Genomic DNA, 10,945 nt, shown 5'->3' on the forward strand with positions numbered 1-10,945 from the left:
AGCAGGCCGGCTCGCTGGAAGAGACGGCCTCGTCGATGGAAGAGCTGACCTCGACCGTCAAGCAGAATACCGACAATGCGCGCCAGGCCAACAAGCTGGCCGGCGACGCGGCCGATATCGCAAGCCGCGGCGGTGCCGTGGTGGCCGAAGTGGTCACCACCATGGGCGACATCAATGCCTCGTCGAAGAAAATCGTCGACATCATTTCCGTGATCGACGGCATCGCCTTCCAGACCAATATCCTGGCACTGAACGCGGCCGTGGAAGCGGCGCGCGCCGGCGAACAGGGCCGTGGCTTTGCCGTGGTGGCCACCGAAGTGCGCAACTTGGCGCAACGCTCGGCTGCCGCCGCCAAGGAAATCAAGGGCCTGATCGACGACTCGGTACAAAAGGTCGACGCCGGCACCCACCTGGTCGACAAGGCGGGCCGCACGATGGAAGAAATCGTGCAGAGCATCGGTTTTGTGACCTCGATCATGAGCGAGATCAGCAACGCCAGCGAAGAGCAGAGCGCCGGCATCGAGCAGGTCAACCAGGCCATTTCCGAAATGGACCAGGTGACCCAGCAGAACGCCGCGCTGGTGGAAGAAGCCTCGGCCGCCGCCGAAGCGATGCAGGAACAGGCCAGCGAGCTGGCGCGCATCGTCAGCGTGTTCCGTCTCGACGGCGGTGGCGCAGCAGCACCGGCACGCGCCAGCCGGCCGGCAGCGCCCGCGCAGAAAGTTCCTGCTCCGGCCTTGCGCTTGCCGGTACAGCGCAGCAAGCCGACAAGCGCCAGCAGCGCAGGCGAGTGGGAAGAGTTTTAAACAGCTACACAGCCAGCACAATCACGCTTGCTTGCCACTAACGGTCCAGATACGGCATCAGGATATGCTCCAGCCATTCGACGAACAGACGCACCCGGCGCGACAGGTTGTGGCGGTGGGCGACCACGATCGATACCGGCAGGGATTTCGGGCGCAAGTCCGGCAGAACCTCGACCAGCTCGCCACTGAGCAGGTAGGGTTTCAGGCTCCACAGCCCGGCCTGTATCAGTCCGAGCCCGGCCAGTCCGGCGCCGTGGTAGGTCTGCACATTGTTGACGCTGAGCGAACCGGGAAGGACCAGTACCGCATGCGCCTGGCCTGCCGGATATTCCCAGCCGGAGGGCCGGCTGCCCAGTGCAGGCGTGTAGTGCACCATGCGATGCCCCTGCGCCAGCAGGTCTTCCAGCGTCCGTGGCACGCCGTGCCGCGCCAGGTAGGCGGGACTGGCTGCATTCACCATCCGCACGGCGCCCAGCCTGCGCGCCACCAGCGTCTCGTCCACGATGGCGCCGACGCGCAGCACGCAATCCATGCCTTCCTGAATCAGGTCAACCCGCCGGTCGGTGCTTGATAACTCCAGTTCTATCCCCGGATAGCGGTCCATAAAGGCCGGCAGCGCAGGCAACACCGTGGCGCGCGCGAATTCGGTCGGCAGATCGATGCGCAGCCGGCCGGCAGGCGCCTCTTCGCTGCCGGCGAACATCGCGCCGAGCTCCTCGGCATCGGCAAGCAGGGCCCGCGCCCGTGCATGAAAGCTGCGCCCGTCCTCCGTCAACTGCACCGTGCGGGTCGAACGGTGCAGCAGGCGCACGCCCAGCTGCGCCTCCAGTTCGCGCACCACATTCGATGCCCTTCCCTTCTGAATGCCGAGACTTTCCGCCGCGTGCGTAAAACTGCCCATTTCCGCAATACGCACAAAGATCGCCAGTGCCTCAAGATTTTTCATTGTATTTTATTCGAGTAACAATGCGTTTCGATTGGAATACTTTATAGCAAAAGCCGCGCAGGGCATAGTGGCCACTTCCGGAGCAGAACGGCTGCTGCCGCCACCTTTGAAAGCCCATGACGTGCGAACAGCCGGGACAGCAGCCAGTTTCTTCTTGTTTTCGCACCGCGCCGATCACCTGTCAACCAACTCAACTCATCAAGCTCATGACGACTATAACAACAAATTTGCAACAGCAACTATGCGCCGAACGCAGCGCGGTCGAAACACTGTATCGCGCGTTCAGCGAACAAGACCCGGACCTGGTCGATGCGATCCTCGCGCCCCAGTGGGATGACATTCCGCTCGCGCCTGGCCAGGCGCCAGGTCCGGCCGGAATCAAGCCCATCATTCGCATGCTTGCCGCCGCATTGCCGGACCTGCACATCGCCATCCACGATATGGTGCAGGAGCCAGGCAAGGTAGGCGTGCGTGCCGAGATCGGCGGCACCCATCTGGGCGAGCTGTTCGGTATCGCGCCAACCGGCAAACCGGTGAGTTTCCGCCTGCACGAGTTTCACACGCTCGCCAACGGACTGATCACCACCACCTGGCACATGGAAGACTGGTTCGGCCTGTTCCTGCAGCTGGGCCAGTTCCCGCGCCAAGGCTGACCTCAGCCTGACTGCCTGGCCTGGCCTGGCTCTCGCGGCAAGCACGATACGCAGGGAACGGCAGGCAAGCCAGGGTGGCGGCTACAATCGCGCTTCGATCTTTTTGAAGGAAGCGCATGCATTTGTCCGTCAATCGCCTGGCCCTGCTGTTCACGCTGGTTCTGCTGGCCACCGTCATCCTGCAAGGCTGCAGTACCTCGCCACGCCGGCAAACAGTAGCGGCCCAGCCCGACTACTGCATCGGCCGCCTGGCCCTTACCGCGCGCGAACCGGTGCAGTTCCTCGGGGGCGCCTACCAGTTTTACTGGGGCGATATCGATACCTGGCGCGAGGATGAAGCCAGCTATCGCCAGCGCGTGCTGGCCGCGCAGGCGCCTGTCGATGGCGCGCGCGTGCGCGAACTGGTCAAGCCGGTGGAAAAATTGCCGCAGGATCAAGGCGTCCTGATCGTTGCGCGCGAAGAAGACCAGGCGCCGTTTGACCCGAACGTGGTGCAGGTGACCGGCCTGATCCATCGCGACGGCACCACCGTGCGCTTCCGGAAACGCGCCGTCAGCCGTTTGCAGGCGGTGACGGAACTGCGCGCCAGGGAAATCCTGGCGGCCAGCACTACATCCACCACACCGTTCCCGCCAGCAAGGCAGGCACAGGATGGCTTTTGCGTCATGCATGGCATGGTCAAGCTCGCGCCCCTGCCCGGCTGGCACGAAACCACGCGCACCGAAGGCAAGTTCATGCTGCAGGGAACCGCTTATCGCTTCAGCCTGCGCACGCGCTACCTGCGCTCGCTGTCGTTCAACGAACTGGAAGCGCATAACCAGCGCCTGGTACTGCCGGAACTGGCGGGCGGCACGACGGAAAGCATGCTGGAGGAGCAGGCATTGCACGCAAACGCCAGCCTGCTGACCCTGCAAACGCCGTCCGGCAGCAAGCGCATCGTGGAATGGCGCCTGCCGGCCAGCAGTGCGTCCCATGCCACGCCTGCCATCTTCCTGTATCTCTGGCCGCAGTCCGATGCACCGACGGCACAGGAAGACGCCGCCTTCATGGATTGGCTGAATTCGCACGAGCAACAAAGCATGCCGCTGTTGACGATTGCATCGGCGCGACCCTCTTCAACGCAGGCCAGGCCGGCTGCGGTCGCGGAGGAAAGCAAGGTGGTGTACCGCATGCAGCTCAGTTACCCGGGCAAGCAGGACGCCGGCAACCGCCATTACCTGATCTTGCGCGACAACCAGCAGGTCGACGAAGGCCGCAGCGACGCCCAGGGTTTTACCCGGGCGCATAATGCCGACTACGATGAAACCTGGGGCACCACCGTGTTGAACAAGTAGTCAGTGCCTGCCGGCCAGACCCGCTTCGGTGTCGCTGACCAGGCTGGCCAGTTCGCGCGGCAGGGCCTGCGCAAGGAAAGCCAGCGCCAGCGCCTCGGGTTCGATGGCGGCGTCAGCCGGCAAGCCGGTTTCAAAGCCGCCCACCATGGTGCGGCAGAAGTGCGGCGACTGCGGCTGGGTTTCCAGGAACCAGCAGCCGGCATACGTCTGCACGAAATATTCGCCGATAAAATAGCCGAGCATGGTTTTCACCCATTGCCAGCTCTCGTCGCGGATCGCGATCGTGCGCATGGCCGCATCGATATACGGCAGGTATTCGGCCGCATTGGTCAGCACTTCGTGCGAGGGCTGGATGCCCAGGCGTTCGACAAAGCTGACCAGCGATGTGCCCAGCTGATCGTAATACGCATCGAAGGCCTGTTGGGCCTGCCCTACCTGTTCTTCCTGTTGCTTTGAAAGCATTACCATTTCACCCTATCTGAAATTTTTCTCGTTCTCACGCCACGCCCACATCGACACCGGCGCGCGCCAGCAGCTCGTGATTGCGCCGGGACAGATGCGTCACCTGCAAATGCTTGCCGGCCTTGTCATAGCGCTCGTACAGCGCTTCCAGTGCGGCAATCGCCGAATGGTCGGCCATATGCAGGTGCTTGCAGTCGAGCACCACGCGCGCCGGGTCGGACGCCGGCGCAAACAGCTCCTGGAAATGCACGGTCGAGGCAAAGAACAGGGTGCCGTGCGGCAGGTAGACGCGCTCGCCCGGGCTGCTGTCATCGATGTCGGCGCGCATCTCGCGCGCGTGCTGCCAGGCAAAATTGAGGGCGGCAATCACGATGCCGCAACCGACCGCCACCGCCAGGTCGGTCAGCACCGTGATCACCGTCACGGCCACGATCACCAGCGCATCCTGTTTCGGCACCTTGCCCAGCACGCGCAGCGAGCCCCAGGCAAACGTTTCCTGCGCCACCACGAACATCACGCCGACCAGGGCAGCGAGCGGAATGCGCTCGATCAGCGGCGACAGAAACAGGATAAACAGCAGGATCATCACGCCGGCCGTCACCCCCGACAGGCGCGAGCGCCCGCCCGAACTCAGGTTGATCATGGTCTGGCCGATCATGGCGCAGCCGCCCATGCCGCCAAACAGGCCGGACACAATGTTCGATGCGCCCAGCGCCACGCATTCGCGGTTCGGCTGGCCGCGCGTTTCGGTCATATCGTCGGTCAGGTTAAAGGTCAGCAAGGTTTCCAGCAGCCCCACCATTGCCATCAGCGTGGCGTACGGCCAGATGATATGCAGCGTTTCCATGTTGAACGGCACGGCAGGGAAATGCAGCGCCGGCAGGCCGCCCGCGATATGGGCCAGGTCGCCCAGGGTGCGCGTGGGCAGCTGCAGCCCGAACGTGAGCAGGCCGACGCCGACAATCGCCACCAGTGCCGGCGGCACGGCCTTGGTGATGCGCGGCAGCACATACACGATCAGCATCGTCAGGCCCACCAGCGCGCACATCATGCCCAGCGCCGAACCGTGCAGCCAGTGCTCGCCCTGCGGCGTTTTTTCGCGGAAATGTTCGAGCTGGGCCATGGCGATCACGATGGCCAGGCCGTTGACGAAACCCAGCATCACCGGGTACGGCACCATGCGGATCAGTTTACCGAGCCGTAACACGCCGAACAGCACCATCACGATGCCGCCCAGCACCACGGTAGCCAGCAGATATTGCACGCCATGCTGGGCCACCAGGGCCACGATCACCACCGCCATCGAGCCGGCCGCACCCGAAATCATCCCGGGACGCCCGCCAAAGACGGCCGTCATGGCGCAGATGATAAAGGCGCCATACAGGCCCATCAGCGGGTTCAATTGCGCCACCAGCGCAAAGGCGATGCACTCGGGCACCAGCGCGAACGAAGTCGTCAGGCCGGCCAGGAAATTTTTTTGCAGATTCGGTAACCATTCGTCCCGAAAGCTTGTGCTGATCATTGAACTATCCAGATTTAAAACGGTGAATAACAGCCCGGCGCGGCGCATCCAGGCGCAATCACGCAACAGTTTCAAGGGAGAAACTGGCGTGTGGCGATAACAGTTGGAAAGTCAATGACTACATCGGTATGACGGAAAGAGCGGATAAACCGCGCGCCGGGCGGCGCTGCTGGGCCAGCGGGGATTATACAAGATGGCCCAGCCTGTCTCCTCGCCTGCTGACGGGGACTGGCAGTCATAGGATCACGACACGCCTTCCGCGCTGCGGCCCGCCTGCCTACACTGGTGCTCATTGCAGCCTCAAGCGCTGCTGTCAACCGTCATGGAGGCAATACCAATGTCCGCTTCGAATACTCCCGCCGTCGCCACTTCGCGCAATCCCGCCACGGGCGAACTGATCGCCACCTATCCGTACCAGACGCCGGACGAAGTCGAGCGCCTGCTGGACGCCCATGCCGCCGCCTTCCGGCTGTGGCGCGCCACGCCGATGCATGAGCGCGTGGCCGCGTATCGCCGCCTGTCGGCCACCTTGCGCGACCGGTCGGAAACGCTGGCCGCGCTGATCACCAGCGAAATGGGCAAAACCATAGCCGCCGCCCGTGGCGAGGTCGAGAAATGTGCCGCCACCCTGGACTGGCTCGCCGACAACGGCCCGGCCATCCTGGCCGACGAGCCAGTCGCCATCGATGGCGATGATCAGGTCTACGTGTCATACCTGCCGGTCGGCACCGTGCTGGGCGTGATGCCGTGGAATTTCCCGCTGTGGCAGGTAGTGCGGGCATCGGGTCCGATCATGTTGTCGGGCAATGGCTTCCTGCTGAAACACGCACCGAACGTGATGGGTTCGGCTTATGCGCTACAGCAGGCATATGAGGCGGCCGGCTTTCCGCCGGGCCTGTTCGCCAACCTGGTGGCCGACAATGACACGGTGGCGCACGTGATCGACGATGCGCGCGTGGCAGCCGTGACGTTGACGGGCAGCATGCGCGCCGGTGCCGCCGTGGCCGCCACGGCCGGCAAGGCACTGAAGAAGAGCCTGCTGGAACTGGGCGGCGCCGACGCCTTTATCGTGCTGGCCGACGCCAATCTCGACCTGGCCGTGAAAGCCGGCATCGAAGCGCGTTTCCAGAATGCCGGCCAGGTGTGTCTTGCGGCCAAGCGCTTTATCCTGGAGCAGCCGATCGCCGAGGAATTTACGCGCAAATTCATCGCCGCCGCCAGGCTGGTCAAGGCCGGCGATCCGTTCGATATGGCCAGCACCATCGGTCCGATGGCGCGCGGCGACCTGCGCGACGAATTGCACGGCCAAGTCGAACGCACGCTCGCGGCCGGCGCCACGCTGGCGCTGGGCGGCCACAAGGTCGAAGGACCGGGCAACTATTACACGCCGACCGTGCTGACCGGCGTGCTGCCGGGCATGGCCGCGTTCGACGAGGAAACCTTCGGCCCGGTGGCCGCCATCACGGTGGCGCACGATGCGGAACATGCGATCGAACTGGCCAATACCAGCGACTATGGCCTGGGCGGCAGCCTGTGGACCGGCGATATCCAGCGTGCCCGGCGCATCGCGCGGCGCCTGGAAACGGGCGGCGTCTTCATCAACGGCTACCCGGCCACCAACGCCCGCATTCCGGTCGGCGGCGTCAAGAAGAGCGGCTACGGACGCGAGCTGTCGCATTTCGGGCTGCGCGAATTTACCAATGCGCAGGCGGTATGGGCCAGGACGGTCGGATAGCCTTGACGCTGCAGCCGTCATTCGACGCCAACAATGTTGTCGGATTACGCAGCGCGGCGCGCCGCTAATCCGACCTACGCATCGGCTCGGCATGCATCCGCAGGTCGGGTTGGCGCTTCGCGCGTAGCCCGACACCATCACCGGCATGCATCACATCGATAAAACGCCGCCGTACCGCCAACCGACCTGCGCCCTTTCGCACTTCGGCTTGCGCAAATTTACCGATGCGCAGGCGGAGTGGGCCAGAACGGTGGACTGGCGCCAGGGGAACCGGCGTACGGCAAGCAGGAGCGGTGCAGATCGGCGAGAATGCAGACAGGTCATCCATTCATCCGACATCAAGGCTACCATGCACACCCTTTCCGACTTCCCCATTACCGAAAAATGGCCAGCGGCCCAGCCCGAGCGCCTGCAACTGTATTCGCTGGCCACGCCGAATGGCGTCAAGGTCTCGATCATGCTGGAAGAAACCGGGCTGCCGTACGAGGCGCACCGCGTGACATTGGACCAGGACGGCGTGCTGTCGCCGGCATTCCTGTCGCTGAATCCGAACAACAAGATTCCCGCCATTATCGACCCTGCCGGCCCGGGCGGCAAGCCGCTGGCGCTGTTCGAATCGGGCGCGATCCTGCTGTACCTGGCGGAAAAAACCGGACAATTCCTGCCTGACGATCCGGCGCTGCGCTACGAAACCATCCAGTGGCTGATGTTCCAGATGGGCGGCGTGGGGCCGATGTTCGGCCAGGTGGGATTCTTCCACCGCTTTGCCGGCAAGGAGTATGAAGACAAGCGCCCCTTGCAGCGCTACGTGACGGAAGCGAAGCGTTTGCTGGCCGTGCTGGAGCAGCGCCTGGCGGGCCGCGACTGGATCATGGGCGAGCAGTACACGATCGCCGATATCGCCATCTTCCCGTGGGTGCGCATCCTCGGCGGCTTTTACGAAGCGGCCGAGCTGCTGGGCACCGACAATTACCCGAACGTGCAGCGCGCGCTGGCGCGTTTCGTGGCACGCCCGGCGGTGATCAAGGGTCTTGCCACCCCATAGAAAGCGCGCCGCATCCGGCCAGGGCCACGCTCAGCAACTGAGCGTGCCGTCGATAATCGTCACCGACTGCCCGCAGATCCACGGCCCGTCATGTTCATATCTTGCGGTGACGCGGCCGTCGCGTTGCACTGCCGTACCCTGGCGCGCGCGGTAATCCTGTGCCGGCCGCAAGCGGGCGATGCAGGCATTCGCGCTGCCCGTCACCGGGTCTTCCAGCAGCACCCCGTTTTCCACCGTAAAAGCGCGCACCTCGATCTCGGCCGGGCCACCGGCCGGATGGGCGCCATACACTGCCACGCCGTCGCTGCCGGTATGCCGCATCAGCTCGGCCAGCGCTGCCGCGTCGGGCACCACGGCCAGGCAATCGGCCGCCGACGCCAGGCCTGCCACCAGCCAGCAGATGCCCATATCGGCCACCACCGGTGACGTGTTTGCCGGCAAGGCGTCGACACCCAGGGTGGCGTGCAGCAGCGGCAGCAGTCCATCGTCCATCGGCTCAAGTTGCGCTGGCGGCGCGCGAAATCCCAGCGCGCCATCGGCCTGGATGCGTACCGGCACCAGGCCGACGCCACATTCCTGCATCAACAAGCCGGGCGTTTTCGGCCGCAATCCCGCCTGCAGCAGCGCATGGGCCGTGCCCAAGGTGGGATGGCCGGCAAACGGAAACTCTTCCTGGGTCGTGAAAATGCGCACGCGGTAGTCGGCGGCCGGGTCGGTGGGCGGCAGCACGAAGGTGGTTTCGGACAGGTTGGTCCAGCGGGCGATCGACTGCATCTGCTCGTCGCCGAGTCCATCCGCGTCGAGAATCACGGCCAGCGGATTGCCTTTGAGCGGGACGGCGGTAAACACATCGATCTGTTTGAAGCGGCGGGTCATGTCATTCCTTGTTGCATATCGGTGGCGTCGTTGCCGCCTCGTTAAAGTCAGGGGCACCGAGATAGCCGAGCACGGCTGCTTCGATCCGCGCCACCAGTGGCGCCGGCTCGGCATTGCCACGGCGCCCGGCCGCGTCCGTCACCGAACTGATGATGGCCATCAGGTCGGAAGCGGCAGGTTCCGGCGCCAGCATGGCACCGGAATAACCGCCGCGCATGAATCCAGTCAGCGCCGCATGCATGGCGGCGCCGTTGCCCGGGACCGGCATCACCGCCGACAGGCGATGCTGCTCAAAATCGAGCGGCATCGCCAGCGCGGGCCGGCGCAATTGGTGGCGCACCGCAACTTCGATCAGCTGGCGCAAGGCCATGCAACGGTCGTCCGGCTCCAGCGCCAGCAGCGCGTCGCGCACCGGCCCGGTTCGCTTGCGCTCGATCAGCGCCACCGTCACCGCATCCTTGGTGGGAAAATATTGATACAGCGAACCGATGCTGACACCGGCCCGCGCGGCAATCGCATTGGTGGTGCAAGCGTCCAGCCGGTGCCGCTCGAGAATGTGAGCTGCCCCCTCAAGGATGGCCTCGACGGTATGCGTGGAACAAGGCTGGGACGGGGCGTTGCGCGGCTTGACGCGGCGCGCGCCGGCCGCTTTCGATTGCGAGTTGTTCATGTGAGCTGATGCTCATATCATTTTCCTGCGGCGTCAAGCGGAATTTCCCGCTGATAAAGCTTGCGGCCCGGCATCACCGGACGCCTGCCGCGCGCCGACCTGGCGGCGTTGATCCTGCGCAGCGCCGGGAACGGCGAGGTTATCGGCCGGGCGCCGGTCGTTTCCCTGTAGGACTTGCAGCGCGCCATGCGCCGCGATTTTGCGTTTTAATGATGCGACGGAAATCGGCGATCCGGCGCTGGCGAACTCATCTGAAAGGAAACACCATGCACAAACAGATTGTCGTGACCATGGCGGTCAGGGATTTAAGCAAATCCAGGGACTTTTTCAGCGCACTCGGCTACACCTTCGATCCGGCATTTTCCAATGACGATGCGGCCCTGATGGTGATTACCGCAGGCAGCATCCACGCCATGCTGATGACGGAAGCGTTTTTCCGCTCTTTTCACAGCCGGCAAATCGCCAATACCCGAGAGGCGGTGGAAATGTGGGTCTGCCTGAGCTGCGACAGCCGCGCGGAAGTGGACGATCTGGTGGCCAAAGCCGTTGCGCTTGGCGCCAGCGCGACAGGCGAGCCGGAAGACCACGGGTTCATGTACGGCCACGGCTTCACCGATCTGGATGGCCATGCCTGGCAGTTCACGCATATGGATGCAGCGCAGGCTGCGTAGCAGAAGCGATGGACGAAAAAAAACCCGCATCGCTGCGGGTTTTTTCCTTGCTGCTATTTCTGGAGGCGAGGACGGGAATCGAACCCGTCTAAACGGCTTTGCAGGCCGCTGCATAACCTCTTTGCTACCTCGCCTGAGGAACTGCTGCGATATGCCTTGCGGCACATCCGAAACTGGAGCGGGAGAAGAGTCTCGAACTCTCGACCTCAACCTTGGCAAGGTTGC

Annotated in this window: 11 protein-coding genes and 1 tRNA gene; 6 read left to right on the top strand and 6 right to left on the bottom strand. The window is 63.9% G+C overall.

Features of this window, described 5'->3' with window-relative positions:
- Nucleotides 1–806 (top strand): methyl-accepting chemotaxis protein (locus tag RTQ46_RS01630; protein WP_312434183.1); only part of this gene is annotated, 806 nt, incomplete at its 5' end.
- Between the two features lie 37 nt (nucleotides 807–843).
- Here RTQ46_RS01630 and RTQ46_RS01635 read toward each other — a convergent pair.
- On the bottom strand, nucleotides 844–1,752 hold the full coding sequence (locus tag RTQ46_RS01635; RefSeq protein ID WP_312434184.1) for a LysR family transcriptional regulator: 909 nt from the start codon (nucleotides 1,750–1,752) through the stop codon (nucleotides 844–846).
- 227 nt (nucleotides 1,753–1,979) lie between these two features.
- Between RTQ46_RS01635 and RTQ46_RS01640 the strand changes: the two genes are divergently transcribed.
- Complete coding sequence (locus RTQ46_RS01640) at nucleotides 1,980–2,405, top strand: ester cyclase (protein WP_312434186.1); 426 nt, start codon at nucleotides 1,980–1,982, stop codon at nucleotides 2,403–2,405.
- 116 nt (nucleotides 2,406–2,521) lie between these two features.
- On the top strand, nucleotides 2,522–3,739 hold the full coding sequence (locus RTQ46_RS01645; protein WP_312434187.1) for a hypothetical protein: 1,218 nt from the start codon (nucleotides 2,522–2,524) through the stop codon (nucleotides 3,737–3,739).
- Here the strand turns inward: RTQ46_RS01645 and RTQ46_RS01650 are convergent, their stop codons facing one another.
- Nucleotides 3,740–4,201, bottom strand: coding sequence for a hypothetical protein (locus RTQ46_RS01650; protein ID WP_312434188.1), 462 nt, complete (start codon nucleotides 4,199–4,201; stop codon nucleotides 3,740–3,742).
- A 34-nt stretch (nucleotides 4,202–4,235) separates the two neighbouring features.
- The gene (locus tag RTQ46_RS01655) at nucleotides 4,236–5,723 is read right to left on the bottom strand and encodes a SulP family inorganic anion transporter (RefSeq protein ID WP_312434189.1); all 1,488 of its coding nucleotides are present in this window, start codon (nucleotides 5,721–5,723) and stop codon (nucleotides 4,236–4,238) included.
- Nucleotides 5,724–6,060: 337 nt separating this feature from the next.
- Here RTQ46_RS01655 and RTQ46_RS01660 point away from each other — a divergent pair, with 337 nt between their 5' ends.
- Nucleotides 6,061–7,458 carry an NAD-dependent succinate-semialdehyde dehydrogenase gene (locus RTQ46_RS01660; protein WP_312434190.1) on the top strand — a complete coding sequence of 466 codons (1,398 nt, stop codon included), beginning with the start codon at nucleotides 6,061–6,063 and terminating at the stop codon, nucleotides 7,456–7,458.
- A gap of 349 nt (nucleotides 7,459–7,807) precedes the next feature.
- Nucleotides 7,808–8,503 carry a glutathione binding-like protein gene (locus RTQ46_RS01665; protein WP_312434191.1) on the top strand — a complete coding sequence of 232 codons (696 nt, stop codon included), beginning with the start codon at nucleotides 7,808–7,810 and terminating at the stop codon, nucleotides 8,501–8,503.
- Nucleotides 8,504–8,533: 30 nt separating this feature from the next.
- On the opposite strand, the gene RTQ46_RS01670 is transcribed toward RTQ46_RS01665, so the two are convergent.
- The gene (locus RTQ46_RS01670) at nucleotides 8,534–9,379 is read right to left on the bottom strand and encodes a PhzF family phenazine biosynthesis protein (protein ID WP_312434193.1); all 846 of its coding nucleotides are present in this window, start codon (nucleotides 9,377–9,379) and stop codon (nucleotides 8,534–8,536) included.
- Between the two features lies 1 nt (nucleotide 9,380).
- A complete protein-coding gene (locus tag RTQ46_RS01675; RefSeq protein ID WP_312434194.1) occupies nucleotides 9,381–10,049 on the bottom strand; it encodes a TetR/AcrR family transcriptional regulator in 669 nt (222 codons plus the stop codon).
- Between the two features lie 8 nt (nucleotides 10,050–10,057).
- On the opposite strand from RTQ46_RS01675, the gene RTQ46_RS27105 reads away from it, so the two are divergent.
- Nucleotides 10,058–10,720, top strand: a complete 663-nt coding sequence (locus RTQ46_RS27105) for a VOC family protein (RefSeq protein WP_409518286.1) — start codon at nucleotides 10,058–10,060, stop codon at nucleotides 10,718–10,720.
- Between the two features lie 60 nt (nucleotides 10,721–10,780).
- Here the strand turns inward: RTQ46_RS27105 and RTQ46_RS01685 are convergent.
- A tRNA-Cys gene (locus tag RTQ46_RS01685) sits at nucleotides 10,781–10,854 on the bottom strand.
- Between the last annotated feature and the right edge of the window lie 91 nt (nucleotides 10,855–10,945).

It is taken from the genome of Janthinobacterium sp. (assembly GCF_031995485.1).
Taxonomy (GTDB): domain Bacteria; phylum Pseudomonadota; class Gammaproteobacteria; order Burkholderiales; family Burkholderiaceae_D; genus Janthinobacterium.